This is a genomic window from Streptomyces sp. NPDC057302, assembly GCF_042667685.1.
Lineage (GTDB): Bacteria > Actinomycetota > Actinomycetes > Streptomycetales > Streptomycetaceae > Streptomyces.
Genome location: NZ_JBHUZJ010000036.1, coordinates 38909 through 63804, shown reverse-complemented (window position 1 = coordinate 63804; position 24896 = coordinate 38909). Strand labels below are relative to the sequence as shown.

At 70.9% G+C, this 24896-nt stretch carries 25 protein-coding genes; 15 read left to right on the top strand and 10 right to left on the bottom strand.

The genetic code is table 11. From position 1 onward, the window contains the following. Window positions 1–13: 13 nt before the first annotated feature. Window positions 14–973, bottom strand: a complete 960-nt coding sequence (locus ACFUPX_RS24355; RefSeq protein ID WP_383326377.1) for an RNA polymerase sigma factor SigF — start codon at window positions 971–973, stop codon at window positions 14–16. A gap of 250 nt (window positions 974–1223) precedes the next feature. Here ACFUPX_RS24355 and ACFUPX_RS24350 point away from each other — a divergent pair, with 250 nt between their 5' ends. From ACFUPX_RS24350 to ACFUPX_RS24325, 6 genes are all read left to right on the top strand, one after another. Beyond that, on the top strand, window positions 1224–1592 hold the full coding sequence (locus tag ACFUPX_RS24350; RefSeq protein ID WP_383326298.1) for an STAS domain-containing protein: 369 nt from the start codon (window positions 1224–1226) through the stop codon (window positions 1590–1592). A gap of 277 nt (window positions 1593–1869) precedes the next feature. Next, complete coding sequence (locus tag ACFUPX_RS24345; protein ID WP_383326295.1) at window positions 1870–2388, top strand: ATP-binding protein; 519 nt, start codon at window positions 1870–1872, stop codon at window positions 2386–2388. Window positions 2389–2602: 214 nt separating this feature from the next. Continuing rightward, on the top strand, window positions 2603–3340 hold the full coding sequence (locus ACFUPX_RS24340; protein WP_383326292.1) for an LPXTG cell wall anchor domain-containing protein: 738 nt from the start codon (window positions 2603–2605) through the stop codon (window positions 3338–3340). A 105-nt stretch (window positions 3341–3445) separates the two neighbouring features. Beyond that, window positions 3446–4426 carry a hypothetical protein gene (locus ACFUPX_RS24335; protein WP_383326290.1) on the top strand — a complete coding sequence of 327 codons (981 nt, stop codon included), beginning with the start codon at window positions 3446–3448 and terminating at the stop codon, window positions 4424–4426. A gap of 65 nt (window positions 4427–4491) precedes the next feature. Then, window positions 4492–5637: a hypothetical protein gene (locus ACFUPX_RS24330; RefSeq protein ID WP_383326374.1), complete on the top strand. Its 1146-nt coding sequence runs from the start codon at window positions 4492–4494 to the stop codon at window positions 5635–5637. Next, window positions 5637–6968 (top strand): hypothetical protein, encoded by a 1332-nt coding sequence (locus ACFUPX_RS24325; RefSeq protein WP_383326371.1) that lies wholly within the window; start codon window positions 5637–5639, stop codon window positions 6966–6968. Before ACFUPX_RS24330 ends, ACFUPX_RS24325 begins: the two co-directional genes overlap by 1 nt. Window positions 6969–7144: 176 nt before the next feature. On the opposite strand, the gene ACFUPX_RS24320 is transcribed toward ACFUPX_RS24325, so the two are convergent. Continuing rightward, the gene (locus ACFUPX_RS24320; protein ID WP_383326287.1) at window positions 7145–7978 is read right to left on the bottom strand and encodes an alpha/beta hydrolase; all 834 of its coding nucleotides are present in this window, start codon (window positions 7976–7978) and stop codon (window positions 7145–7147) included. A 175-nt stretch (window positions 7979–8153) separates the two neighbouring features. Continuing rightward, the gene (locus ACFUPX_RS24315) at window positions 8154–9650 is read right to left on the bottom strand and encodes a peptide MFS transporter (RefSeq protein ID WP_383326284.1); all 1497 of its coding nucleotides are present in this window, start codon (window positions 9648–9650) and stop codon (window positions 8154–8156) included. A 474-nt stretch (window positions 9651–10124) separates the two neighbouring features. On the opposite strand from ACFUPX_RS24315, the gene ACFUPX_RS24310 reads away from it, so the two are divergent. Together ACFUPX_RS24310 and ACFUPX_RS24305 are read left to right on the top strand one after the other, a co-directional pair. Further along, window positions 10125–10802 carry a response regulator transcription factor gene (locus tag ACFUPX_RS24310; RefSeq protein ID WP_190083462.1) on the top strand — a complete coding sequence of 226 codons (678 nt, stop codon included), beginning with the start codon at window positions 10125–10127 and terminating at the stop codon, window positions 10800–10802. A gap of 214 nt (window positions 10803–11016) precedes the next feature. Continuing rightward, the gene (locus ACFUPX_RS24305) at window positions 11017–12294 is read left to right on the top strand and encodes an ATP-binding protein (RefSeq protein ID WP_383326280.1); all 1278 of its coding nucleotides are present in this window, start codon (window positions 11017–11019) and stop codon (window positions 12292–12294) included. A gap of 12 nt (window positions 12295–12306) precedes the next feature. Here ACFUPX_RS24305 and ACFUPX_RS24300 read toward each other — a convergent pair whose 3' ends face one another. Continuing rightward, entirely contained in the window at window positions 12307–12837 is a 531-nt protein-coding gene (locus tag ACFUPX_RS24300; RefSeq protein WP_383326277.1) for a GtrA family protein, read from the bottom strand. Between the two features lie 218 nt (window positions 12838–13055). Here ACFUPX_RS24300 and ACFUPX_RS24295 point away from each other — a divergent pair, with 218 nt between their 5' ends. Genes ACFUPX_RS24295 through ACFUPX_RS24285 form a run of 3 tightly spaced genes read left to right on the top strand, consistent with a single transcriptional unit; the run spans window position 13056 to window position 15950 of the window. Next, complete coding sequence (locus ACFUPX_RS24295) at window positions 13056–14213, top strand: 5-(carboxyamino)imidazole ribonucleotide synthase (protein ID WP_383326274.1); 1158 nt, start codon at window positions 13056–13058, stop codon at window positions 14211–14213. Beyond that, window positions 14210–14761, top strand: coding sequence for a 5-(carboxyamino)imidazole ribonucleotide mutase (gene purE, locus ACFUPX_RS24290; RefSeq protein ID WP_383326271.1), 552 nt, complete (start codon window positions 14210–14212; stop codon window positions 14759–14761). Before ACFUPX_RS24295 ends, purE begins: the two co-directional genes overlap by 4 nt. Before the next feature lie 4 nt (window positions 14762–14765). Next, a complete protein-coding gene (locus tag ACFUPX_RS24285; protein WP_383326268.1) occupies window positions 14766–15950 on the top strand; it encodes a dipeptidase in 1185 nt (394 codons plus the stop codon). An 83-nt stretch (window positions 15951–16033) separates the two neighbouring features. Here the strand turns inward: ACFUPX_RS24285 and ACFUPX_RS24280 are convergent, their stop codons facing one another. Both ACFUPX_RS24280 and ACFUPX_RS24275 read right to left on the bottom strand, forming a co-directional pair. Further along, entirely contained in the window at window positions 16034–16915 is an 882-nt protein-coding gene (locus tag ACFUPX_RS24280) for an alpha/beta hydrolase fold domain-containing protein (protein ID WP_383326265.1), read from the bottom strand. Continuing rightward, window positions 16912–17469, bottom strand: a complete 558-nt coding sequence (locus tag ACFUPX_RS24275) for a quercetin 2,3-dioxygenase (protein ID WP_383326262.1) — start codon at window positions 17467–17469, stop codon at window positions 16912–16914. The genes ACFUPX_RS24280 and ACFUPX_RS24275 overlap by 4 nt, the downstream gene beginning before the upstream one ends. 99 nt (window positions 17470–17568) lie before the next feature. Here ACFUPX_RS24275 and ACFUPX_RS24270 point away from each other — a divergent pair, with 99 nt between their 5' ends. Further along, a complete protein-coding gene (locus ACFUPX_RS24270) occupies window positions 17569–18018 on the top strand; it encodes a MarR family winged helix-turn-helix transcriptional regulator (RefSeq protein ID WP_383326259.1) in 450 nt (149 codons plus the stop codon). A gap of 97 nt (window positions 18019–18115) precedes the next feature. Here the strand turns inward: ACFUPX_RS24270 and ACFUPX_RS24265 are convergent, their stop codons facing one another. Then, window positions 18116–19273, bottom strand: coding sequence for an acyl-CoA dehydrogenase (locus ACFUPX_RS24265; RefSeq protein ID WP_383326256.1), 1158 nt, complete (start codon window positions 19271–19273; stop codon window positions 18116–18118). 189 nt (window positions 19274–19462) lie between these two features. On the opposite strand from ACFUPX_RS24265, the gene ACFUPX_RS24260 reads away from it, so the two are divergent. After that, the gene (locus ACFUPX_RS24260) at window positions 19463–20806 is read left to right on the top strand and encodes a UDP-glucose dehydrogenase family protein (protein ID WP_383326253.1); all 1344 of its coding nucleotides are present in this window, start codon (window positions 19463–19465) and stop codon (window positions 20804–20806) included. Here ACFUPX_RS24260 and ACFUPX_RS24255 read toward each other — a convergent pair. After that, window positions 20803–21324 carry a CGNR zinc finger domain-containing protein gene (locus ACFUPX_RS24255; protein WP_383326250.1) on the bottom strand — a complete coding sequence of 174 codons (522 nt, stop codon included), beginning with the start codon at window positions 21322–21324 and terminating at the stop codon, window positions 20803–20805. The genes ACFUPX_RS24260 and ACFUPX_RS24255 overlap by 4 nt on opposite strands. Window positions 21325–21419: 95 nt before the next feature. Here ACFUPX_RS24255 and ACFUPX_RS24250 point away from each other — a divergent pair, with 95 nt between their 5' ends. Together ACFUPX_RS24250 and ACFUPX_RS24245 are read left to right on the top strand one after the other, a co-directional pair. After that, the gene (locus tag ACFUPX_RS24250; protein ID WP_383326247.1) at window positions 21420–21785 is read left to right on the top strand and encodes a VOC family protein; all 366 of its coding nucleotides are present in this window, start codon (window positions 21420–21422) and stop codon (window positions 21783–21785) included. A gap of 19 nt (window positions 21786–21804) precedes the next feature. Next, window positions 21805–22236: a VOC family protein gene (locus ACFUPX_RS24245; RefSeq protein ID WP_383326244.1), complete on the top strand. Its 432-nt coding sequence runs from the start codon at window positions 21805–21807 to the stop codon at window positions 22234–22236. A 4-nt stretch (window positions 22237–22240) separates the two neighbouring features. Here the strand turns inward: ACFUPX_RS24245 and ACFUPX_RS24240 are convergent, their stop codons facing one another. Both ACFUPX_RS24240 and ACFUPX_RS24235 read right to left on the bottom strand, forming a co-directional pair. Beyond that, window positions 22241–23368 carry a dipeptidase gene (locus tag ACFUPX_RS24240; RefSeq protein ID WP_383326241.1) on the bottom strand — a complete coding sequence of 376 codons (1128 nt, stop codon included), beginning with the start codon at window positions 23366–23368 and terminating at the stop codon, window positions 22241–22243. A 164-nt stretch (window positions 23369–23532) separates the two neighbouring features. Next, a complete protein-coding gene (locus ACFUPX_RS24235) occupies window positions 23533–24873 on the bottom strand; it encodes an LCP family protein (RefSeq protein ID WP_383326238.1) in 1341 nt (446 codons plus the stop codon). Window positions 24874–24896 lie beyond the last annotated feature (23 nt).

The window sequence follows — 24896 nt, the reverse complement described above, 5'->3', positions numbered from 1 at the left end:
GCGGCGAGACACCTCACTCGTCGACGGTCAATCCCTTGCGGAGCTTGACGAGAGTGCGCGACAGCAGCCGCGAGACGTGCATCTGCGAGATGCCCAGCTCGTCGCCTATCTCCGACTGCGTCATGTTGGCGACGAAGCGGAGCGAGAGGATCTTGCGGTCACGCGCGGGCAGCTCGGCGATCAGCGGCTTCAGCGACTCGACGTACTCGATGCCTTCGAGCCCGTGGTCCTCGTAGCCGATCCGGTCCGCGAGCGCGCCCTCGGAGTCGTCCTCCTCGGGCTGGGCGTCCAGCGAGCTCGCCGTGTAGGCGTTGGACGCGGCCATGCCCTCGACGACCTCGTCGTTGGAGATGCCCAGGCGCTCGGCGAGCTCGCCCACCGTAGGGGCGCGATCGAATTGCTGGGCGAGTTCGTCGCCCGCCTTGGCGAGGTCCAGTCGGAGTTCCTGAAGGCGGCGCGGCACGCGCACCGACCAGCTCGTGTCGCGGAAGAAGCGCTTGATCTCGCCGACGATGGTCGGCATCGCGAAGGTGGGGAACTCGACGCCGCGGCTGAGCTCGAAGCGGTCGATCGCCTTGATCAGGCCGATGGTGCCGACCTGGATGATGTCCTCCATCGGCTCGCTGCGGGAGCGGAACCGGGAGGCGGCGAACTTGACCAGGGCGAGGTTGAGTTCGACGAGGGTGTTGCGCACGTACGCGTACTCGTGCGTGCCTTCCTCGAGCGACTCGAGGCGTTCGAAGAGGGTCTTGGACAGAGCCCTCGCATCCAGCGGTCCCACCTCGTCGAACGGCGGGATCTCAGGCAGGTCGGCGAGCCCTTCGAGGGCTTCCGTCTCCGGTACGGCCGTCAGGGCCGGAAAATCGTCCGGCGAAGCTTCCGTGCGGGGACCCGGGATCTCGGTCTCGATACGGTTCGGTGAGAGTGTCGACGTCGCTCGGTCAGTGCGCGATTCGTCGAGCCGGGGTGACATGGTGTCCTCCATCGTTCTCGGCATATGGCTGCCGATGCCAATACGTGCACTGCGGTGTGCGGCGCCTCCAAAGCCGTCCGTGTTGATTACTGTCTCTTCTACCCCTACCCGTTTCCACAGCCCGGTCGCAAGTGCGTTGTGCGGCTAAATGTCCGAATTCGGGGGGATGTTCGGGTACCCGAGGGCGTGAGGAAGGCGTAATGTTCAGGGACGTCGTCATCAGCCACGAAGGTCGGAAGTGAGTGACGGAATGGACCGCGGGACAGTCGGTAGCGCGCAGGGTGGCCGGCTTCTGGTCGAAGTCCGGGCCGAGGGCCCGAGCGTCGTCGTGACGCCGGCAGGTGAGTTGGATCACCACACCGCCGATGTGTTGCGTGAGCCACTCGAGGCCTGCCTCGACGACGGCTTTTCGCGCCTTGTCGTCGACTGTTCGCGCCTGGAGTTCATGGATTCCACCGGACTCAACGTCCTGCTGGGGGCCCGGCTGAAGGCCGAGGCCGCGGGCGGCGGAGTCCATCTGGCCGCGATGCAGCCGGTGGTCGCCCGGGTCTTCGAGATCACCGGAGCCGAGGCCGTCTTCACCGTCCACGAGACGCTGGAAGCGGCGTTGGCCGGCTGACCGGGCGGCCTGTTGACGGAGCGTACTCAAGAGTTACGCGTCAGTTGTCCCTATGTGATCACTGCGTTACCAGCGTCACACAGGTCGCGTCGAATAAGTGGGTGTTCTCACGGTTCGGCCGGGCAGGAGACACTCTGGAACCGTCGACAGCGGTCCGCACATGAATCGTTGTTAAATCAACAGCAGGAACGGTCGAGCAGCCGATGATCTCTTCGCGCGTCCCGCTACTTGTTCCGTTCCTTGTCCAGAGTCCTCTTGTCGGTGAGGTGAAGCGCTGATGAGCACCACCCGGCCTTGCTCGCCGGGCGACCGCGGTCCGGAGTTCGAGACCGCCGTCGCGGACGCTCCCGTGGACCAGGTCGCTCCTGCGGCCACGGTCCGCCAGGGGCGCCAGGTCCGCAGGCTGAGCCTGAACGGAGCGAGCGGCATAGTGCCCCTCGCCCGGGATTTCGCCCGCCAGGCGCTGCAGGCGTGGGGCTGGCTGCCCGCGGCCGGCGCCGATCAGCGGGCCGCCGCGGAGGATGTCCTCCTCGTCGTGTCGGAGCTGGTGACCAACGCGTGCCTGCACGCCGAGGGACCCGACGAGCTCTGGATCTCCTCCGACAGCAAGGTGCTGCGGATAGAGGTGTCCGACCGCGGTGCCGGCCAGCCCGCGCCCCGCACCCCGCACCGAGCGGGCAGGCCCGGCGGGCACGGGATGTTCATAGTCCAGCGGCTCTGCCTGGACTGGGGTGTCGTCCGCACCCCGGGAGTCTCGGGCAAGACGGTGTGGGCGGAGCTGAGCGCGCCCGTGTAGGGCCGCCGTGCACGACTCGGGCCGCGCTCGCGCAGTGCCCGCTCAGTTCCCCCTTGGGTTACCCACGGTTCGTACGCGCGCCGGATCACTGAGATCCGGCGCGTTCTTTGTCTTCCCTCGACAAGGCCCCGGGCGTACCTTGAGCGCCCAATCTGATGTGCCGTCAGTAAATCCGCACCGCGGCACGCCACGACCGGCATGAGGGGATCTCGAGGTGTCGTACCAGAAACGAACGGCTGTGCTCGCGCTCGCCACGGCCTTGGCCGGCTCGGCGGTGCTGATGGCCGCCCCCGCCGCGCAGGCCGAGGTCCAGGACGTCAACTACCAGTGCAAGACGCCCATCGGCAACAAGGGCGCGGTATCGCCGATCGATGTCAAGAGCGTCAAGAGCGGCAGCGGCTACAAACTCACCATGTCCTTCCAGAAGGGCGTCTCGTCGAGCCCGGTGGAGCTGGGCAAGGGCGCGATGAAGCCGAGCGCGCTCATCAAACTGGGCGGCGCGGAGAGCGGCACCGTGCCGGTCTCCGGGGCGGCCAACGACAAGGCGATCCCGGCCAACACCCCCATCAAGATCAGTGACCTGTCGGGGACGTACACGCCCAAGAAGAGCGGCAAGGTCACCTTCACCGCGGGTGTCCTGACCATCAAGGCGCTCGGTACGACGACGACGTGCACGCCGTCGAACAGTCCCAAGCCCTCGCTCTCGCTCGACGTGAAGGGATCGGGCGGAGGCGGCGGCACCACGGGCGGCTCCGGCGGATCCGGCGGATCCAGTGACGACAGCGGCTCCGGTGGCTCGGCGAGCGCCCCCTCCGGCGGCGACGAGCTCCCGCAGACCGGCCCCGCGGACTCCGCGATCGCGCTCGGCACCCTCGGCGGCACGGTGCTGCTCGCGGGCGCGGCGGGCGCGCTCTGGCTGACCCGCAGGAACCAGGCGGCCCGGTCGCGCTAGACGCGGTGCGCGGCGTCGCGGGGACGCGGTGACCGCGCGCTCCGTCCCCGACCGCCGCGTACGACGCGTACGCGCACAGGGCGTACGAAGATCCAGGAGCCGCCGATGCCGTCGCTGCTGTCCGTTGCACGTGCCCTCACCGTGGCCGTGGCCTTACTGATGACGGGCGCGGCGCCGGCGACCTCGGCGCTCGCCGACGACTCCGGAGCGTGGTCCGTCGCGCCCTTTGCGGGAGGAGGGACACGGCCCGCGAAGGACGGGCGGCCCTACTTCTACGTGGAGGGCACGCCCGGCTCCGTCCTGGAGGACACGGTCACCCTCACCAATCCGGGGTCCAAGCCGCGCACGGTGGAGCTGAGCGGCGCGGACGCGGACAACACCCGGGGCGGCGCGTTCGCCCTGGAGCGGGGCAGGCCCAAGGACACCGGCTCCTGGATCACTTTCGCCGAGCGCAAGGTGAAGGTGCCGCCGCGCACCCGCGCCGAGGTGCCGTTCAGCGTGAGCGTCCCCGAGGGCGCCGTGCCGGGCGACCACCCCGGGGCGATCGTCGCGCGGGAGGGCGGCAGGGACGCCGGGGTCCGCGTGCATCTGCGGGTGAGCGGTCCGACGCTGTCCGCGCTGACGGTGGAGCGCGTGAAAGTCCGGGACGGGCGCATCTCGTACGACGTCGTCAATCGCGGCAACACGGTCCTGACCCCCCGGCTCACGGTCCACGCGGAGGGTCTCTTCGGCCCGCTGCTCGACCGGGGGCCCCGCAGGCTCGCGATGGAGCTCCTGCCCGGCCGCAGGGTCAGCCTGACGGAGCCGTGGACCGACGCCCCCGCCCTGGACTCCGTCGAGGTCACCCTCACGGTGACGGCGGCGGGCGGAGCCCACGGCAAGGCGAGCGCGTCGGCCCGCTTCGTGCCGTGGGGCGCGGTGGCGGGGATCGGGGCCGGGGTGCTGGGCCTCGCGGCGGCGGGCGTGTGGTTCGTGCGCAGGCGCGGGGGGTCCGGGGATCCGCCGCCGGACGAACCCGAACAGGGCGGTACGGAGCTGGAGTTGGCCGGAGCGGGCACGGGCACGGGAAGGGGCGAACAACTGTGAACGGCTACCGACGAGGCGGCGCGACGTACACGGCCGTGGCCGCCGCCCTGGCCGCGATCGCCTTCATGGTCCTCCCGGCGGCCTGGGCCACCGCCGCCGAGAAACCCACCGTCACCCTCTCCAAGTCCCAGGCGGGCAAGGGCGGCGACATCACCGTCACGGGCAAGGGCTGGCGGCCGAACGCCCTCCTGATGATGCTCGTCTGCGGGCAGTCCACCCCGGGCAAGGGCGTACCCGGCGGCACGAACTCCTGCGCCAACGACACCGGCCGCGCCGTCACCACGGACGGCAAGGGTGCCTTCAGCAAGAAGCTCCCCGTGGCCGAGCCCCCCAAGCCCTGCCCCTGCGTGGTCCACGTGGCGACGGTCACGGGCGAGAAGGCGCAGGCGGACGCCGCCTTCGAGGTCGCGGGCCACCCCGTGGAGCCGCTGCCCAAGCAGCAGGGCGGCGGAAAGCTCTCCGTCCTCACCGACACCCGCCTGGAGGGTTCGAGCGGCGTCCTGACCTGGTTCGGCGCCCCGCCGTCCCGCAAGTTCGTCTTCACCGTGGGCAACGTCGGCTCGGCCCCGGTCAAGAACCCGGTCTTCCAAGTCGGCACCTCCCACGGCGTGTTCGCGCCGCAGTGGGAGGAACAGCAGTGGCGCGGCACCATCGCTCCCGGCAAGAAGGCCCAGATCAAGCTGCCGGTCGAGCTCTCGGCCGGAGCGCACGGCGACTACCTCGTCTCCCTGAAGTTCGGCGGCAAGGTGCTCGCCGAGCAGCCCTGGGGCGTCGGCCGCCCGTGGGGCGTCACCGTCTTCTGGATCCTGCTCTGCGTCGTCGTGCCCGCCGCCGTCTTCCGCATCGGCATGGCGGTGGTGGACAAGCTCCGTCCCCATCGCCGCCGCCGCGGCAGCCGCCCGGCGGGCCGCCACCGCACCGGCAGGATCTCCGAACTCACCGACCGGCTACCGAAGTTGCGGCTGCCCCAGGGGGCGGTCGCGGCGGACGACGCGGCGCGCACGCCACGTACGAAACCGCCTCGCGGGTCGGGCGGGCCCGGCACGTCGGGCGCGTCCGGCCAGTCCGGCCAGTCCGGCAAGGACTCCGCGACGAACACGGGCACCCTCCCGTGGTTCACCCCTGACACCGACCCCGGCGCGGGCACCCCATCCGCCGGACAGCTCTCCGCACCGTCAGAGAACAGCCCGACGACGAAAGGGAACACGTGATCAGCACACGACGGAGAGCGGGCGCGGCCTCGGTCTCGCTCCTGCTGGGCGGGGCGGGCATCCTGCTGGGCGCGGGCCCCGCGCAGGCGGCCGAGGTGGCGTACAAGACGGAGTGCATACCGCCGTCGATCTCGGGTCTTCCGCCCGTGCAGGGCACCACGAAGGTGGAGATCACCGCGCCGGCCACCGCGAAGGTGGGCGACGAGGTCGATGTCGTATGGAAGACGACGGAGGCCGCGTCCAAGAACCCGGACGTGCTCGACCTGGACAAGGACACGGTGAAGCCGAGCGGCACCATCAAGCTGGGCGGCGGCCAGACCGGTGACCTGGCGATGGCGGGGGAGCGGGTCAATCCGCCGATCAAGAAGAACAGCCCGATGATCCTGTCCGAGATGAAGGGCAAGCTGAAGCTGACCAAGGCGGGCGACGTCTCGCTCACCCCGGGCGCGTACAACATCAACGTCAGCAAGCCGATCTCGACCGACACCAAGTGCACGCCGAAGGAAGAGGTCAAGGCGGGCGCGACCATCAAGGTGACGGAGGGGGGCGGCAGTTCGGGCGGCAGTTCGTCGGGCGGCAGCACGTCGGGCGCCTCGGGTGGCAGCACCTCGGGCAGCTCCACGGGCGGTGACACCGGGGGTGGTTCCACCGGCGGTGGTTCCACCGGTGGCGGCGACGGCGGCAAGAGCGACTTCCCCGGCAAGGAGGTCCAGACGCCCTACAAGTGCAAGACGCCCATCGGCGACAAGGACGCCACGTCCCCCGTGCAGGTCAACGCCAAGAAGGGCGGCGGGAATTACGGCCTCACCGTCGAGTTCAAGAAGTCCGTCATGGACAGCCCCGCCGACATCCCCGCGGACTCGGTGAAGCCGTCGATGGAGGTCAAGCTGGGCGGTGCGGACAAGGGCACGGTGCACGTCGAAGGGCCCACCAACAAGGCGCCCATCAAGTCCGGCGACCCGATGACCATCCCTGACCTGACCGGCACCTACAAGCCGGGCGCCGACGGCAAGTCGACGCTCTCGCCGGGCGTCCTCACGGTCAAGGCACTCGGTACGACGACGACCTGCACGCCGACCAAGGCCGAGGTGTCCCTGGAGATCGACACGGCGGCGCAGCCTGGTGGCGCCGCCGGTGGTTCCGGCGACGGTTCCGCTGGGGGCTCCGCGACCGGCGGTGGCTCCGCTGCGGGCGGTGGGGGTGACCTCGCGGAGACCGGCGCCGAGAGCGACGGGGCGTTGCGGGCCCTTGGCCTTGTCGCCGGAACGGTGATCCTGCTGGGCGGCGCGGTCTTCACGTTCCTCCCGAGGCGAAGGAACGGACTGCGCTGACGACTGCCCTGAAGGGGCGCGGGGAACTGCGCGACCGGCCGAGGTCGGCCTGTGGCGGCCAATGGACCAGATTCGCAGACGCGTCTGCCTACGGCGGTCCGACAGCGGGTGCGGATTCGCTGTGGTTGCCCGCGCAGTTCCCCGCGTCCCTGAAGGGGCCTCCCCTGGACGCCGCTTCAGGCGTGCTGCCGCAGCCAGCGCAGGACGGTTTGAGCGACGGCCGGGTCCCTCATGAGCTCGCCCCCGTGCGCCCTGCCGGGCTCGATGCGGACGGTGACGTCCTTCAGGCCCGCCACCGTCTGGGCGTGGGCGAGGTCGGTGGAGTGGGCCACCGGCACGAAGTCCGCTGCCGAGTGGGTGAGGTACATGGGCGGGTCGTCCGCGCCAGAGGCGTGCGACGTGGCGGTGAGGTCCTCCCAGCGCCGCCAGCACTTCCGCTCGCCCCGGTCCGGCGCGCACCCCGCGAGCAGCCGCGCCGTCCCCCGCAGCTTGCGCTGGGCCGGTGACGCGGCGCGCGTCCCGCCGTCCTGCCAGGCCCGGTAGGGCGAGGCCACGGGGGAGAGGGCCACCACACCGCGTACCCGCTTGCGCCCGGCTCCGTAGGCCCCGGCGCTGACCGCGAGGTGGCCGCCCGCCGAGGACCCGAGCACCACGGGCGTGGGGCCGCCGCGCCGCTTCACCCACCGCAGGGCCGCGAGCACGTCGTCGCGCTGCGCGGGCCAGGCGGCGTCCGACGCGAGCCGGTAGTCGGTGTCGTACACGGTGAACCCGCGGGCGGCGAACCACCGGGCCCACCCGCTCCAGTCGGTGTCCCGCACCCAGGAGCCGCCGTGCAGGATCACCAGGGACGGGCGCTGGCCGCTCCTCGGCCCGTACACCGTGATCTTCTGGCGGGCATGGCCCCCGTACGAGAAACGTTGGCCGGACGGCGGCTCGGGGGCCGCATCGGCGGCCGTACTGGACGACAGGAGCGCCCCGCACACGGCGAGGGTCAGCAACGTACGACGCATGGCCAGATGCTCCACCGCCCGGCCCCGCCACCGGCACAGAAACGTTCCGCGTCACCACCACGGGTTAGCGAACGCTCCTCTGTTCGTGCGAGTGGACGAACGAAAAGGGCCGCCGCACCCGTGAGGTGCGGCGGCCCTTTCCTTCGTCCAATCGCCCGCTGGGGGCAGGCTCACGTCAGTTGACGGAACCCATCAGTTCCTTGACCTTCTTGCGGTTCAGCCAGATGCCGAAGCCCGCGATGACCGCGATGACCGCCTCGACGGCGACCGCACCCGAGTTGTTCAGGTCGATGCCGAGCTGCGGCGAGGTCAGCAGGCCGGTGACGGAGTCGCCCGCGGTGACCGCGAGGAACCAGACACCCATCATCTGGGCGGTGTACTTCGCCGGGGCCATCTTGGTGGTGACCGAGAGGCCGACCGGGGAGAGGCAGAGCTCGCCGACGGTCTGGATGAAGTAGATCGCCACCAGCCACATCGGGCTGACCTTGCCGCCGTTGCTGGCGGTGTCGATCAGCGGGATGAGGAAGACGAGGAAGGAGATGCCGATCAGCGTGAGGCTGGAGGCGAACTTGACCGCCGTGCTCGGCTCCTTGCCCCGCTTGTTCAGCCACAGCCACGCCGAGGCGACCACGGGGGCGAGCGCCATGATGAAGATCGGGTTCAGCGACTGGTACCAGGAGGTCGGGAAGTCGAACCCGAGCAGGCTGTTCGTCGTCGAGTGCTCGCCGAAGATCGAGAGCGTCGAGCCGTTCTGGTCGTAGATCATCCAGAAGACGGCGGCGACGATGAAGAACCAGACGTAGCCGGAGAGCTTGGACTGCTCCAGGTTGGTCAGCTCCTTGTCGCGCTTCATGCGGACCAGGACGGTGACCGGGATGACCAGACCGGCGATGGTGAGGGGCATCAGGGCCCAGTCGGCGAAGTTGCCGGTCACACCGAGGAACGTGTAGAGCGCGACCGCGACGATCAGCCAGATCAGGCCGTTGCGCAGGGCGGAAGCGCGCTGCTGCGGCGTCGCGGGCTGCGAGACGACGCTGCTCTCCGCGCTGAGGTGGCGCGAGCCGAGCATGAACTGGCCGAGGCCGAGCGCCATGCCGATCGCGGCGAGCGCGAAGCCGAAGTGCCAGTTGACGTTCTCGCCCACGGTGCCGATGGTCAGCGGGGCGAGGAAGGCGCCCACGTTGATGCCGATGTAGAACAGCGTGAAGCCACCGTCACGGCGCGGGTCCTCCGGGCCGTTGTAGAGGTGGCCGACCATCGCGGAGATGTTCGCCTTCAGCAGGCCGGAACCGAGCGCCACGAGACCGAGGCCGGCGAAGAACGTCACCGAGCTGGGCAGGGCGAGCGTGATGTGGCCGAGGATGACGACGATGGCGCCGATGGCGACCGTCTTGCGCGGGCCCCAGAAGCGGTCCGCGATCCAGCCGCCGGGCATGGCGAGCAGGTAGACCATCGACATGTAGACGGAGTAGATCGCTGTCGCCGTCGTGGCCGACATGTTCATCCCGCCGGGGGCGATCAGATACAGCGGGAGCAGTGCTTTCATGCCGTAGAAGCTGTAGCGCTCCCACATCTCGGTCATGAAGAGTGTGGCCAGTCCGCGGGGGTGGCCGAAGAAGGTCTTCTCAGAGCCAGGGGTACCGGCGGAGTCCTTCGTCAGGCTGGACGCCATGGGTCGATCCTCGTGGTTCGGGACGCGCGGCAAGAGCGTGTGCGCGCCCGGTGGGGGGCGGTCGGCACCGGCGTCGTACCGCCCGCACACCCCCACGCCCGGGGGGAGTTCGCGCTCCATGTCGAGGAGGGCGCTGGACGGCGACTCCGAGATCCACGCCCTGGCGCATCCTCACGCGCAGGGCCCGACCACAGGTCATTCCTTTCAAGGCTGGCAGAGCCGGCCCGCACATAAAAGAGACCTAAGACCGCACAGTGGGCCATAGGTCCTTGCATAGTGCATCAGGCGTTGGGTCACCATACGCCACGACAGTGCGGCATATGGAAGGACTTGAGAGATGGATCACAGGTTGCGGTGGAACCATCGACCCACATTCAAAGGTGATCCTCAGGATCGCACCCCATAGCCGCAGGGGTCGACCATCAGCGGGCGATCACCCCACGAGGCTCGTCCAGCGCGGACTACCATCACCCCATGACCCGTGTACTGCTCGCCGAGGACGACGCGTCCATCTCGGAGCCGCTGGCCCGTGCCCTGCGCAGGGAGGGTTACGAGGTCGAAGTGCGTGAGGACGGCCCGACCGCCCTCGACGCCGGGCTGCAGGGCAGCGTCGACCTCGTCGTACTCGACCTGGGGCTGCCCGGCATGGACGGCCTCGAGGTGGCCCGGCGGCTGCGTGCCGAGGGGCACACGGCGCCGATCCTCATCCTGACCGCACGCGCCGACGAGGTGGACACCGTCGTCGGCCTGGACGCGGGCGCGGACGACTACGTGACCAAGCCCTTCCGCCTGGCCGAACTGCTCGCCCGGGTCCGGGCCCTGCTCCGGCGCGGGGCCGCCGAGCCGCAGCAGGCGCCGGCCACGCACGGCGTGCGGATCGACGTCGAGTCGCACCGCGCCTGGATGGGTGAGGAGGAGCTCCAGCTCACGGCCAAGGAGTTCGACCTGCTCCGGGTCCTGGTCCGCGACGCGGGGCGGGTCGTCACCCGCGACCAGCTGATGCGGGAGGTCTGGGACACGACGTGGTGGTCGTCCACCAAGACCCTGGACATGCACATCTCCTGGCTGCGCAAGAAGCTGGGCGACGACGCGGCGAACCCGCGGTACATCGCCACGGTGCGGGGCGTCGGCTTCCGCTTCGAGAAGAGCTGACCTGGCCCCTGGGCGCCGGGCAGGTGCCCCGTAGGGGCGCGGGGAACTGCGCGCTCAGCCGTCGACGGCCCGCGGCGGCCCGACGGCGCCCGCTCCGCAGACGCGTCTGCCTGCGACGGTCACTTGGCGAGTGCGGGCACGCCGTGGTTGCTCGCGCAGTTCCCCGCGCCCCTGACGGGGCCCTCGCCAGTGTCCGATCCGCCACACTGGTGGCATGCGCCGCCGACTGATCAACAGCACCCTCGCCGTCGTCCTCGTGGTCATCGCGGTGTTCGGTGTGAGTCTGGTGATCGTCGAGACGAGAACGATCAGCACCAGCGCCCAGGAGCGAGTGACGAGCGAGGCGCTCCGCCTGGCCAGCATCGTCGACAGCAGGCTCATCAGCGACGAGCAGATCAACGCCGAGATCCTGCGTGACGTGGCCGCGGTCGACACCGACCGCTACGCCCTCATCGAGATCCCCGGCCGCCCCTCCATCGAGATCGGCACCCGCCCCACCGGCGACGTCATCCACGACACGGCCAAGGGCGAGGAGGGCGAGAAGGTGACCGTCGAGGAGCCGCGCACCGCGGTCACCCAGGAGGTCGGCCGCACCCTGCTGATCATCGGCGCCGTGGCCCTGCTCGCGATCATCGCCGCCGTACTCCTCGCCGTCCGCCAGGCCAACCGCCTCGCCTCGCCGCTCACCGACCTCGCGGAGACCGCCGAGCGCCTCGGCTCGGGCGACCCGAGGCCCCGCCACAAGCGGTACGGCGTGCCGGAGCTGGACCGCGTCGCGGACGTCCTGGACGGCAGCGCCGAGCGCATCGCCCGGATGCTGACCGCCGAGCGCCGCCTCGCCGCCGATGCCTCGCACCAGCTGCGTACGCCGCTGACGGCCCTCTCCATGCGCCTGGAGGAGATCACCGTCACCGATGACCTGGACACGGTGAAGGAGGAGGCCACGATCGCGCTCGCGCAGGTCGAGCGCCTCACCGACGTCGTGCAGCGGCTGCTCACGAACTCACGCGACCCGCGCACGGGCTCCGCGGTCTCCTTCGACCTCGACGAGGTCATCAAGCAGCAGCTGGAGGAGTGGCGCCCCGCCTACCGCAGCGCGGGCCGCGCCGTCGTCAGCTCGGGCAAGCGGCATCTGCGGGCCGTGGGCACGCCCGGCGCGGTCGCCCAGGTCCTCGCGGCGCTCATCGAGAACTCGCTCATGCACGGCGGCGGCACGGTGGCCCTGCGGACCCGCGTCACGGGAAACCAGACGGTCATCGAGGTCACGGACGACGGCCCCGGCGTCCCCGCCGACCTCGGCGCGCGGATCTTCGAGCGGACGATCAGCGGCCGCAACTCGACGGGTATCGGCCTCGCGGTCGCCCGGGATCTGGCCGAGGCCGACGGAGGCCGCCTGGAGATGCTCCAGACCAAGCCGCCGGTGTTCGGCCTCTTCCTGTCGCGTACGCCGCCGCAGAAGCGCAGCGAGGAGGCCGAGGAAACGGTCCGCTGAGGCCTTCGGGGCCTAGCGGGTGCCCCGCGCGGCGGGCCGCTTCTCGTCGGCGTCCACGGCGGTGGTCCCGTCCTCCAGGAACGATTCCGCACGGGCGACGGCCTCCCGCGCCGGCAGCGTCTTGAAGACCCAGGTGCGGTAGGACCAGAAGCGGAAGCAGGTGGCGATGCCGATGCCCACGAACTTGAAGATGTTGCGCTGGAGCGGGCTGTCCCAGTCGAAGCCGTAGATCGCCGCGTACAGGACGCCGTTCTCGATCACCAGGCCGACCGCGCTGAACATCAGGAACAGCGTGAGCTCCTTGGTGCGGGAGCTCTTGTCGCGGTCCTTGTACGTGAAGTAGCGGAAACCGACGTAATTGAAGGCGATCGCCACGACCGTGGCGATCACGTTCGCGCGCACGGCCTGGAGGTCCGTCGTGTGCCACAGCAGGTTGGACACGCCGAAATTGACCAGCGTGCCCAGCGCCCCCACGGCCCCGAACTTGGCCACTTCGCGCGCGAGCTGATCCAGTCGCACCCGTAGTGCGCCACGTTCCGTCATGGTGGTCGCCCCAACCCCCGTCGTCGATTCGTTCAGGTCTCGTCCTCGTCGACGTCATTGGTGATTCGGTCGCGTCAACCCAGCCATGCTAACCAGCGAGCCACGTTCGTCGCGCGGGGACGCCTCCACACTGTGGCGGCTCTGTGACGGGAGAGCCCGTGCGGTGCACGGAAACCGGCCGTTCCCGCGTGGCTGATACAGGCCGATACCCTGGGGGTGTGACGTTCCCGGTAGTCGGCATGGTCGGCGGCGGTCAGCTCGCCCGCATGACCCACGAGGCGGGCATCCCCCTCGGCCTCAAGTTCAAGCTCCTCAGTGACACCCCTCAGGATTCCGCGGCGCAGGTCGTAGGCGATGTCGTCATCGGCGACTTCTCCGACCTCGACACGCTGCGCGAGTTCGCGAGGGGCTGCGACGTGATCACTTTTGATCACGAACACGTACCCACCGAGCATCTACGGGCCCTGGAGGCGGACGGCATCCCCGTGCGCCCGGGGCCCGACGCGCTGGTGCACGCCCAGGACAAGGGCGTGATGCGCGAGAAGCTCACGGAGATCGGCGTGCCGTGTCCACGCCACCGGATCGTGCGCGATCCGGCCGACGTGGCGGCCTTCGCGGCCGAGGGCTCCTCGGAGCCCGGCGACGACGGCTTCCCCGTGATCCTCAAGACGGTGCGTGGCGGCTATGACGGAAAGGGGGTGTGGTTCGTCCGTTCCGTCGAGGACGCCGAAGATCCCTTCCGGGCCGGTGTCCCGGTCCTGGCCGAGGAGAAGGTCGACTTCGTACGCGAGCTCGCGGCGAACGTCGTGCGCTCGCCGCACGGCCAGGCCGTGGCCTACCCCGTCGTCGAGTCGCAGCAGGTCGACGGCGTCTGCGACACGGTGATCGCGCCCGCCCCCGGCCTCTCGGAGGACCTCGCGGGCCGGGCGCAGGAGCTGGCGCTGCGCATCGCCAAGGAGCTCGGCGTCGTCGGCCACCTGGCGGTCGAGCTCTTCGAGACGCACGACGGCCGCATCCTGGTGAACGAACTGGCGATGCGCCCGCACAACTCGGGCCACTGGACGCAGGACGGGGCGATCACGTCCCAGTTCGCGAACCATGTCCGCGCGGTGCTCGACCTGCCCCTGGGCGACCCGCGCCCGCGGGCGAAGTGGACGGTCATGGCCAATGTCCTGGGCGGCGACTTCCCGGACATGTACCAGGCGTACCTGCACTGCATGGCGCGCGACCCGCAGTTGAAGATCCACATGTACGGCAAGGACGTGAAGCCGGGACGCAAGGTCGGCCACGTCAACACCTACGGCGACGACCTGGACGACGTGCTCGAGCGCGCGCGTCACGCGGCCGGCTATCTCAGAGGAACGATCACCGAATGACCGCACCTGTAGTTGGCACCTCCCCGGTGGTCGGCATCGTCATGGGCTCCGACTCGGACTGGCCCGTCATGGAAGCCGCCGCCAAGGCCCTCGACGAGTTCGAGATCCCCTACGAGGTCGACGTCGTGTCGGCGCACCGCATGCCGCGCGAGATGGTCGCGTACGGCGAGGAAGCGGCGGACCGCGGCCTCAAGGCGATCATCGCCGGGGCCGGCGGCGCCGCGCACCTGCCGGGCATGCTGGCGTCGGTGACCCCGCTGCCGGTGATCGGCGTGCCCGTACCGCTGAAGTACCTGGACGGCATGGACTCGCTCCTGTCCATCGTGCAGATGCCCGCGGGCGTGCCGGTGGCGACGGTCTCGGTGGGCGGCGCGCGCAACGCCGGTCTGCTCGCGGCCCGCATCCTTGCCGCGCACGACCCCGAACTCCTCACCCGCATGCGGGAGTTCCAGCAGGAGCTGAACGAGCAGGCCACGGAGAAGGGGAAGCGGCTCCGGGCCAAGGTCGAAGGCGCGGGTTCCGGTTTCGGCTTCGGCTCGGGAAAGTGAGCGCATGACCTCTCTGGACGAAGCCCGCGCCCTCCTCGCCGATTTCCCGGTGGTCGACGGCCACAACGACCTGCCCTGGGCGCTGCGCGAGAAGGCGGGTTACGACATCGACCGCCTCGACATCGCGGCCGACCAGAGCGGCCACCTCCACACGGACATCGCGCGCCTGCGGGCGGGCGGGGTCGGTGCCCAGTTCTGGTCGGTGTACGTCCGCACGGACCTGACGGGCGACGCGGCGGTGAGCGCGACGCTCGAACAGATCGACTGCGTCGACCAGTTGCTCAAGCGCTACCCGGCGGACCTGAGCCGCGCGCTGACGGCCGCGGACATGGAGGAGGCGCGGGCGCAGGGCCGCATCGCGTCCCTGATGGGCGCCGAGGGCGGGCACTCCATCAACAACTCCCTCGCCACCCTGCGGGCGTTGCACGCGCTGGGCGTCCGCTACATGACGCTGACGCACAACGACAACATCGCGTGGGCGGACTCGGCGACGGACGATCCCGGGGTCGGCGGCCTCTCCGCCTTCGGCCACGAGGTCGTACGCGAGATGAACCGCAGCGGCATGCTCGTGGACCTCTCGCACGTGGCGGCGACGACGATGCGGGCGGCCCTGGACACCTCCGTGGCGCCGGTGATCTTCTCGCACTCCTCGGCGCGCGCGGTGTGCGACCACCCGCGCAACATCCCGGACGACGTCCTGGAGCGGCTGCCCGCGAACGGCGGCGTCGCGATGGTCACCTTCGTGCCGAAGTTCGTGCTCCAGGCGGCGGTCGACTGGACGGCGGCGGCCGACGAGAACATGCGGGCGCACGGCTTCCACCACCTGGACACGAAGCCGGAGGCGATGAAGGTCCACGCGGCCTTCGAGGAGTCGACCCCGCGGCCCGTCGCCACGGCGGCGACGGTCGCCGACCACCTCGACCACATGCGCGAGGTCGCCGGCATCGACCACATCGGCATCGGCGGCGACTACGACGGCACGGCGTTCACGCCGGACGGCCTGGACGACGTGGCGGGCTACCCGAACCTGATCGCGGAGCTCCTGACCCGCGGCTGGGCGAAGGAGGACCTGGCCAAGCTGACGTGGCGCAACGCGGTCCGCGTCCTGGGGGCGGCGGAGGACGTGGCACGCGACGTGCAGTTCCGGCGCGGTCCTTCGAACGCGACGCTCCAGCAGCTGGACGGCTGACGAGCTCGGGCGAGCCGGTCGGGCCGGTCGGGCCGGACGAGGGAGCGGGGGTGGCCGGTCGGCCGCCCCCGCTCCTCGCGTTCTCAGGCCGTCCGCTCCTGCGCGAACCGCAGCGAGTGGACGAACAGGTCCTCCACCTGGGCGTCGGGCAGGCCGTACCAGCCGTGGTCGGCGCCCGGCACCGTACGCAGCTCTACGCCGGCGCCCGCATCCCGCAGCCCCGCGGCGAGCGCCTCGCTGTGCGTGCCCGGGACCATCGTGTCCTGCTCGCCGTGGATCAGGAGGAACGGCGGGGCGGCGCGGTGGACCCGCGTGACGGGGCTCGCCGCGCGGGCCAGCTCGGGCACGGTGGCGGGGGCGGCGCCGAGCAGCAGGGCCTCCGGGGTGGTGGCGCTCGCGGGGTCGAACGGGCCGCGGGGGACGGTCAGGTCGCTCGGGGCGTACCAGATCACGGCGCCGGTGGCCTCGACCGCGGGGTCCAGCGCGAGCAGCGAGGCCAGGTGCCCGCCCGCGGACTCGCCCCAGACCACGGTCCTGGCGGTGTCGATGCCGAGCTCCGGCGCGCGCAGCCGGAGCCAGCGCAGCGCGGTGCGCAGATCGTCGAGCGGTGCGGGGAAGCGGGCCTCGCCGCTGAGCCGGTAGTCGGCGCAGGCCACCGCGAAGCCCGCCGCCCCGATGCGCTCCAGCGGGCCCGGGGCCCAGTCCCGGGTCCGCAGCCCCATGTCGTCCCGGCGCCCCCGCCGCCAGGCACCGCCGTGCACGAAGAGGACCAGGGGGAGCGGCCCGCGCCCGGCCTCCGGCAGCCACAGGTCGAGTTCCAGCGGACGCCCGCCGTCGACCTCGCCGTAGGGGACACCTCGAAGGAGCCGCAGGCCCGATGCGGGGCACGCGGCGGGCGGCAGGGGCGCGACGTCGGGGTGCGGCGCGGCGATCAGCGCGCGCGGGACCGGGCCCGTGGAGCTCACCGGGTGCGCCACTGGTGCTCGGGCATGAAGCGCACGTCGTACTGCTCGGGGACGGTGGCGAACTTGCCGGGCGTCGGCACGACGGGCTCGCGCGGCAGACCGAGTCCTTCGGCGGGCGCCCCCATGGTCTCGAAGAACCGCTCGAAGGTGCCGCCGGGGCCCGCGGCGACGCCGACGACCTGGCTGTGGTGGCGCTCGATGCGGTAGGCGTGCGGGCAGTTCTTGGGCACGAAGCCGAAGTCGCCGGGCGTGAGGAGCTTCTCCTGCTGCTCGCCCTCCAGGTCCTCGACGAAGAGGCGGACCGCGCCCTGGGTGACGTAGAAGACCTCGTAGGTGTCCGGGTGCAGATGCGCCGGGATGATGTCGCCCTTGGGGCCCTCGACGGTGAAGAAGTTGAAGCCGTTCTCGGTCTGCTCGCCGCCCGCGTAGATGGTGATCAGGTCACCGAACAGATGGGCGCGGTCGCCCTCGCCCTTCTCGATGACGTAGGGCTTGCCCGGCTCGGCGGGGATGCGTGAGGAGCGCCGGTGGCGGGTGGCGTACTCGATGGTCATGGCTCTCCCGGGGGTGCGGAGCGACGAGATTAATGTCAGGCAGCCTGACATAGAGGTGAGGGGTCGGGCAAGCCGTCGGCGCACGCATAGGCTCGCGCCATGCACGCCACCGGCCGCAACCTCCCGCAACTGCTCGGCGACGCCCGTCGCTGGTTCGAGGACGCGCTCCTCGCGACCTTGGAGGAGGCGGGGGAGGCTCCGGTCTCCCCGACGCAGGCGGGCCTCTTCGCCGTCCTGGACGCCGAGGGCACCACCGTCTCCGAGCTGGCACGCCGGATGGGCGTCACCCGGCAGACCGCCCACCAGGCGGTGCACGGCCTGGTCGCCGCGGGTCTGCTCGAACAGGTCCCCGACCCCTCCTCCGCGCGGCGGCGGCTGATCCGCAGGACCGAGGAGGGCGCGCGCACGCACCGCAGGGCGGAACTGGTCCTGGGCCGCGTCGAGCGGGAACTCGCCGCCCGGATCGGCGAGGAGACGGTGCTCGCGCTACGGGCGGCGCTCGAACTCCCGTGGGGCAGCCCTCCGGTGCTCGCTCCGCCCGAGGGGTGAGCCCCCGGAAAACACGAGCGTCCGGAAATCACGAGCCCCGGAGAACACGAGCGCCCTCCCCCTGTGGCAGGGAGAGGGCGACGGATACCGCTGCGGGTTACGGCAGGTTGCGGGCCATCACGATCCGCTGGACCTGGTTCGTGCCCTCGTAGATCTGCGTGATCTTCGCGTCACGCATCATGCGCTCGACGGGGTAGTCACGGGTGTAGCCGTAGCCGCCGAGCAGCTGGACGGCGTCCGTGGTGACCTCCATCGCGACGTCCGAGGCGAAGCACTTGGCCGCCGCGCCCTGGAAGGTGAGGTCCTTGTCGCCGCGCTCGGACTTGGCCGCCGCCGCGTACGTCAGCTGACGCGCGGCCTCGATCTTCATCGCCATGTCCGCGAGCATGAACTGCACGCCCTGGAAGTCGCCGATCGGCTTCCCGAACTGCTTGCGCTCCTGGACGTACCCCTTGGCGTAGTCCAGGGCGCCCTGTGCGATGCCGAGCGCCTGGGCCGCGATCGTGATGCGGGTGTGGTCCAGGGTCTTCATCGCCGTGGCGAAGCCCGTGCCCTCCTCGCCGATCATGCGGTCGGCGGGGATGCGGACGTTGTCGAAGTAGACCTCGCGCGTCGGCGAGCCCTTGATGCCGAGCTTGCGCTCGGGGGCGCCGAAGGAGACGCCCTCGTCCGACTTCTCCACGACGAAGGCGGAGATGCCCTTCGAGCGCTTGGTGGGGTCGGTCACGGCCATCACCGTGTAGTAGTCGGAGACGCCCGCGTTCGTGATCCAGCGCTTCACGCCGTTGAGGACCCAGGAGTCCCCGTCACGGACGGCCTTCGTCTTCATGCCCGCCGCGTCCGAACCGGCGTCCGGCTCGGAGAGTGCGTACGAGAACATGCCCTCGCCCCTGGCGAGCGGCGTCATGTACTTCTTCTTCAGCTCCTCGGACCCGGAGAGGATCACGGGGAGCGAGCCCAGCTTGTTCACGGCCGGGATCAGCGAGGACGAGGCGCAGACGCGCGCCACCTCCTCGATCACGATGACCGTGGCGAGCGCGTCGGCGCCCGTGCCGCCATAGCTCTCCGGTACGTGCACCGCGTGCAGGTCGGAGGAGACGAGGGCGTCGAGCGCCTCCTGCGGGAAGCGGGCCTCCTCGTCCACCGCGGCGGCGAACGGCGCGATCTTCGCCTCGGAGAGCGAACGGATCGCGTCGCGGAGCATGTCGTGCTCCTCGGACGGGCGGTACAGGTCGAAATCAGCCGATCCGGCCAAGGTCTCTCACGCTCCAAGGATGCTAATTACCGTTAAGTAACCCAAATTTTAGAGGGCGGCACACGTGAGGGATACGTGAGCTTGCCGACAGCGGGCACGAGGCGAGCGGCGATGGCGGAAACGTGCCCGCTGGAGGGCCCGACTATGCTCGGGCACCGCACTGACGGCCGTAGACCCCTGGAGCACCGCATGGCCCTCAAGATCACCGTGATCGGCACCGGCTACCTCGGTGCGACCCACGCCGCGGCCATGGCCGAGCTCGGTTTCGAGGTGCTCGGCCTCGACGTCGTGCCCGAGAAGATCGAGATGCTGCAGCGGGGCGAGGTCCCGATGTACGAGCCGGGCCTCGAAGAGCTGCTGCGCAAGCACGTCGCCGGGATCGGGGGATCGAGCGGGCGGCTGCGCTTCACCATGGACTTCGCGGAGGCCGCGGCCTTCGGCGACGTGCACTTCGTCTGCGTGAACACCCCGCAGAAGCACGGCGAGTACGCCTGCGACATGAGCTACGTCGACAGCGCCTTCGCGCAGCTCGCCCCGCACCTGACCAAGCCCGCGCTCGTCGTCGGCAAGTCGACCGTGCCGGTCGGCTCGGCGGACCGCCTCGCGCGCGAGCTGGCCGCGAACGCGCCGGTGGGCGCCGAGGCCGAGCTCGCCTGGAACCCGGAGTTCCTGCGCGAGGGCCTCGCCGTGCAGGACACGCTGCACCCGGACCGCATCGTCGTCGGCGTACGCAGCGCGCACGCCGAGAAGCTGCTTCGCGAGGTGTACGCGGGTCCGGTGGGCGAGGGTTCGCCCTTCGTCGTGACGGACTTCCCGACCGCCGAGCTGGTCAAGACCGCCGCCAACTCCTTCCTCGCCACGAAGATCTCGTTCATCAACGCGATGGCCGAGGTGTGCGAGGCCGCGGGCGGCGACGTGGTGAAGCTGGCGGAGGCGCTCGGCTACGACGACCGGATCGGAAAGAAGTTCCTGCGGGCCGGCATCGGCTTCGGCGGCGGCTGTCTGCCCAAGGACATCCGGGCGTTCATGGCGCGCGCCGGGGAGCTCGGCGCCGACCAGGCGCTGACCTTCCTGCGGGAGATCGACTCCATCAACATGCGCCGGCGCGGGCAGATGGTGGAGATGGCGCGCGAGGCGCTCGGGGGCGGGTCCTTCCTGGGCAAGCGGGTCGCGGTGCTCGGCGCCACGTTCAAGCCGGACTCGGACGATGTCAGGGACTCGCCCGCGCTCAACGTCGCCGGGCAGATCCACCTCCAGGGCGGCCAGGTCACCGTGTACGACCCCAAGGGGATGGCGAACGCGGGCAGGCTCTTCCCGACGCTCGCGTACGCGGACAGCGCCGTGGACGCGGTCAGGGGAGCGGACGTGGTCCTGCACCTCACCGAGTGGCGCGAGTTCCGCGAGCTCGACCCGGCGGCCCTCGGCGAGGTGGCGTCCGACCGGCTCATCCTGGACGGCCGCAACGCGCTCGACCCGCAGGTCTGGCGCGCGGCGGGCTGGACGTACCGCGCGATGGGCAGGCCCTCGGCCTAGGCCCCGGCCGCTCCCTTGCGGGCGCGATAGGCCCGCATCTTCGCGCGGGCCCCGCACACGCCCATGTCGCACCACCGGCTCCGCCCGGCCGGGCTGCGGTCGTAGTACGCCCAGTGGCAGTCCGGGGCCTCGCACGCCTTGAGGCGGCCCCACGCACCGGAGGTGGCCGCCTCCGCGATGGCCGCCGCCACTCGTGACACCAGCGGCGCGGGGTCGGCGGGAGCGAGGGACGCCGAGCCGTCCGCCGCGTCGACGCTCACCAACAGCGGGGCCCCCGCGAGGAGTTGACCCAGCGGCGGCGCCGCCGCGTGCGGCCCGTGGCCCGCGTGGGCGAGACACGCCACCCGCAGCGACTCCCGCAGCACGCGTGCGTCCGCCGCCTCCGCGCCCGGCGCGATGCCGAACGGGGTGCGCCCCTCCGACGTGTCGAGCGCGTCCGCGCCCGACTCCAGGTCCAGGGTGTTGACCAGCGCCTGGACCAGCGCCAGGCCCCCTGGAGCAGGTGCTCTGTCATTCATGCTTGCGACGTTACCTCCAGTGCGGGAGTATGCAGTAACCGTTACCGACAGAGCTGTTCTTTCGGTAACCCCTTCGCGAACGAGGAGAAGTAGTCATGCCCCTCGCCAAACTCGGTTACGTCGTACTCGACTGCCCCGACCCCCTCGCGCTCGCCACCTTCTACGCGGCCGTCATCGGCGGCACCGCCAAGGACGAGGGCGGCGGCTGGGCGACCCTCGAAGGCCACGGAGGCACACCGCTCGCGTTCCAGGCCGCCCCCGGCCACGTGCCGCCGCAGTGGCCCGCGGCGGAGCACTCACAGCAGTTCCATCTGGACCTGCACCTGCCGCAGGCGGAGATGGACGCCGCCGAGAAGGAGGTGCTCGCGCTCGGCGCCACGGTGCTGGAGGCGGGCCGCGACCGCGACTTCCGCGTGTACGCCGACCCGGCAGGGCACCCGTTCTGTCTCTGCGCCTGCTGATCGCGAGAAGGGAACAGACATGGCCCCCAAGGAGACGGAACCCGTCGCACGGATGCGCAATGTCGTCCTCGACTGCCCCGACACCGGTCAACTGGCCCAGTTCTACGCCCACTTGCTGGGCGGCACCATCGAGCGGGGCGAGGACGAGGACGAGGACGAGGACGAGGACTGGGTCACCCTCCGCACCCCCGGCGGCCTGCGCCTCTGCTTCCAGGGAGCACCGGACCACCAGCCGCCGAACTGGCCGCGGGCGGACGCCGGTTCGCAGCAGATCCACCTCGACCTCGACGTGGGCCCTGCCGTCCAGGACATCGAGCGCGCCCACGAACGCGCCCTCGCGCTGGGTGCCAAACCGCTCGACGTCGACGACGACAACGGAAGCCGTGACTTCCGCGTGTACGCCGATCCGGCAGGGCACCCCTTCTGCCTCTGCCGGATCGACGAGGGCTGAGCCCTCAGCCGGCCGCCTGCTGCCGCCGCCGCTCCCGCGCCGCCCGCGCCGCGAAGTCGGCGCCGCGCAGCACCCGTTGGACATTGCCCCACGTCAGGCGCGCCAGGTCCTCCTCCGGCCAGTCGCGTTCGAGGAGCTCGGCGATGAGGTGCGGATAGCGCGAGGCGTCGGCAAGACCTTCGGGGTGCGCGGCCGAGGTGTCGTACGTCCCCGAGAGGCCCACGCACTCCGGGCCCGCGAGGCGGCGTACGTGATCGAGGTGGTCCGCCACCTCACGTATCGAGGCGCCCGTCTGCTCGGCCGCCAGGGGCACCAGGCACAGGCCCTTGGCGGCGCCGAGCGCGTCGAGCAGGTCGTCCGGGAGGTTCCCCGGGGCGTCCCGCAGCGCGCGGGCCCCGGAGCGGGTGAACAGGACCGGCGCCCTGGAGACGGCGAGCACCCGGTGGGCCGTGGCCTCGGCGGCGCCGGACAGCTCGGCGAGCACCCCGAGCCGGTTCAGCTCGCGCACCACTTCCTCGCCGAACGGGGTCAGCCCCTGGGGGCCCGCCCATGACGTACCGGAGAGCGTGAGCGAGCAGAGCCCGAGGGCGTGCAGCGCGCGCAGGGTGGCGAGCGAGTCGCCGATCGCCTCGGCGCGCGCGGGGCCGATCAGGACGGCGATACGGCCGCAGTGGCGGGCGTCGGCGACTTCGGACGCCGTGCGGGCCAGCCGCAGGCCGTCGGAGTGGCCGCCGACGACGTGCTTGACGAGGTCGAGCTGTTCGAGGGTCGCGCCGAGCACGCGGTCACCGGTGACGTTCTCCGGGACGTGCACGGACCAGAACTGCCCGCCCACGCCTCCCGCGCGCAGCCGCGGCACGTCGGCGTCCACGGCGCTGTCGCCGATCTCCAGGTCGTACCAGGGCAGTCCGCGCAGCGTCCAGGGCAGTCCGCTGTAGCCGTCGGCGACGGGATGCGCGGCGAGCAGCGCGCGGGCGTGCCTGAGCGGGTCGGGCGCGGGCGCGGCTTCGGGGCCCGGCGGGTGCGCCGGTGCGGGCTCGGATATGGGTGGGGGCTCGGGGGGCCGTGCGGCGGGCCTGTCCAGCTCTCCGGCTTCGGCGGTGGCGTTGAGTTCGACCTGCAAATCTGCCATGGCAGTGCTCCGGACTTCAGGGTGGCAGTCCGGACAACCGTGACACGCGAAGGCCGCGGCTTCACGGCGGGCGATCCGTTCGGGGTACGAGGCCGTGACCCGGCCGCGCGAGAGGGCCCCGCCGATCCACCGGCGGGGCCCTCGTCGACGTACGGCTGAACGCCTCAGTTGCTGGAGACGGTCACCTTCTCGTCGTTGTTCAGCTCGTTCACCATCTGCTTGACCTTGGCCTTGTCCCACAGGAGGTTGCCGCCGGTCGAGCCCGCGAGCGGCATGTTCATGGACTTGCCGTCGCCGCCGGTGACGCCCTTCATCGCCCAGAACATGGACGCCACGTCGAACAGGCCCATGTCCTTGTCGACGATCAGGGTGTCCAGGCCCGCGCCCATCGTGGGGTAGAGCTTGAAGGGGTTGATGACCGTGCTCGGCGTCGCCGCCTGGCTGGCCAGGGCCGCGAGGAACTTCTGCTGGTTCTTCGTGCGGTCCAGGTCGCTGCCCGGCAGGGCGTAGCGGGTACGGACGAAGGCCAGGGCCTGCTTGCCGTCGAGGGTCTGCTTGCCCGCCTCGAAGTCGGCGCCGGACTTCTCGTCCTTGAAGCCCTTGGGGATGTCCATCTCGACGCCGCCGACCGCGTCCACGATCTTGGCGAAGCCGCCGAAGCCGATCTCGGCGTAGTGGTCGATCTTCAGGCCGGTGTTGTACTCGACGGTGCGGACGAGCAGCTCGGGGCCGTCCTCCGCGTACGCCGCGTTGAGCTTCGTCTGGCGGCCCTGGTTCGGGTAGAGCTTGCCGGACTCGGCGCCCTTGAAGGAGGGGATCGTCACGTTCGAGTCGCGGGGCAGCGAGATCATCGTGTTCCCGCCGTCGTCCGCGACGTGCAGGATCATCATCGAGTCCGTGCGCTTGCCCGCGGCGGAGCCCGTGTGGAGGTCCTTCTTGTCCTGGTCGGACATGCCCTCGCGGCTGTCGGAGCCGACGATCAGGTAGTTCGTCCCCGCGCCGCCCTCGGGGCGCTCGATGACCTTGGAGAGGTCGACCTCGCGCTTGAGCTTGGAGTCGGCCCAGAAGTACGTGCCGACGGAGACCGCGAGCAGCGCCACGACGAGGGTGATCGAGCCGATCTTGATGCGGCGGCGCCAGTTCGGGGCGGGGCGCGCGGCACGTGTGCCGTAGCCGTCGTCGCCGCCCTGGCCGCCGCCCTGGCCCTGGCCGTTCGGGGCGCCGTAGACCTGGCCGGTGTTGTAACCGCTGTCGTAGCCGTCCTGGCGGGAGCCGTGGGGCTCGCGGGGCTCGAACATGTCGTCGCGCGCGTCGCCGTACCGCTGGCCCTGCCCGTCGTCGTACGAGGGCTGCTGCGGCACGCCTCCTCCCGGCTGCTGGCCCGGTCGGCCGGACGGGCCGCCGCGCTGGACATGCCGCATCCTGCGGGCGCCCTCAGGCTGCGCGCTCCCGCTGCCACGGCCGTATCCTCGGCCGTTGCCCTGGTCGTCAGGCCAATCGCTCATGTGGCCCAGTGTGCCGTCTCCGC

Coding starts and splice junctions, on each gene's coding strand:
- ACFUPX_RS24355 (WP_383326377.1), bottom strand. CDS start 973: ATGTCACCCCGGCTCGACGAATCGCGCACTGACCGAGCGACGTCGACA.
- ACFUPX_RS24350 (WP_383326298.1), top strand. CDS start 1,224: ATGGACCGCGGGACAGTCGGTAGCGCGCAGGGTGGCCGGCTTCTGGTC.
- ACFUPX_RS24345 (WP_383326295.1), top strand. CDS start 1,870: ATGAGCACCACCCGGCCTTGCTCGCCGGGCGACCGCGGTCCGGAGTTC.
- ACFUPX_RS24335 (WP_383326290.1), top strand. CDS start 3,446: ATGCCGTCGCTGCTGTCCGTTGCACGTGCCCTCACCGTGGCCGTGGCC.
- ACFUPX_RS24330 (WP_383326374.1), top strand. CDS start 4,492: ATGGTCCTCCCGGCGGCCTGGGCCACCGCCGCCGAGAAACCCACCGTC.
- ACFUPX_RS24320 (WP_383326287.1), bottom strand. CDS start 7,978: ATGCGTCGTACGTTGCTGACCCTCGCCGTGTGCGGGGCGCTCCTGTCG.
- ACFUPX_RS24315 (WP_383326284.1), bottom strand. CDS start 9,650: ATGGCGTCCAGCCTGACGAAGGACTCCGCCGGTACCCCTGGCTCTGAG.
- ACFUPX_RS24310 (WP_190083462.1), top strand. CDS start 10,125: ATGACCCGTGTACTGCTCGCCGAGGACGACGCGTCCATCTCGGAGCCG.
- ACFUPX_RS24305 (WP_383326280.1), top strand. CDS start 11,017: ATGCGCCGCCGACTGATCAACAGCACCCTCGCCGTCGTCCTCGTGGTC.
- ACFUPX_RS24300 (WP_383326277.1), bottom strand. CDS start 12,837: ATGACGGAACGTGGCGCACTACGGGTGCGACTGGATCAGCTCGCGCGC.
- purE (WP_383326271.1), top strand. CDS start 14,210: ATGACCGCACCTGTAGTTGGCACCTCCCCGGTGGTCGGCATCGTCATG.
- ACFUPX_RS24285 (WP_383326268.1), top strand. CDS start 14,766: ATGACCTCTCTGGACGAAGCCCGCGCCCTCCTCGCCGATTTCCCGGTG.
- ACFUPX_RS24275 (WP_383326262.1), bottom strand. CDS start 17,469: ATGACCATCGAGTACGCCACCCGCCACCGGCGCTCCTCACGCATCCCC.
- ACFUPX_RS24270 (WP_383326259.1), top strand. CDS start 17,569: ATGCACGCCACCGGCCGCAACCTCCCGCAACTGCTCGGCGACGCCCGT.
- ACFUPX_RS24260 (WP_383326253.1), top strand. CDS start 19,463: ATGGCCCTCAAGATCACCGTGATCGGCACCGGCTACCTCGGTGCGACC.
- ACFUPX_RS24255 (WP_383326250.1), bottom strand. CDS start 21,324: ATGAATGACAGAGCACCTGCTCCAGGGGGCCTGGCGCTGGTCCAGGCG.
- ACFUPX_RS24250 (WP_383326247.1), top strand. CDS start 21,420: ATGCCCCTCGCCAAACTCGGTTACGTCGTACTCGACTGCCCCGACCCC.
- ACFUPX_RS24245 (WP_383326244.1), top strand. CDS start 21,805: ATGGCCCCCAAGGAGACGGAACCCGTCGCACGGATGCGCAATGTCGTC.
- ACFUPX_RS24240 (WP_383326241.1), bottom strand. CDS start 23,368: ATGGCAGATTTGCAGGTCGAACTCAACGCCACCGCCGAAGCCGGAGAG.
- ACFUPX_RS24235 (WP_383326238.1), bottom strand. CDS start 24,873: ATGAGCGATTGGCCTGACGACCAGGGCAACGGCCGAGGATACGGCCGT.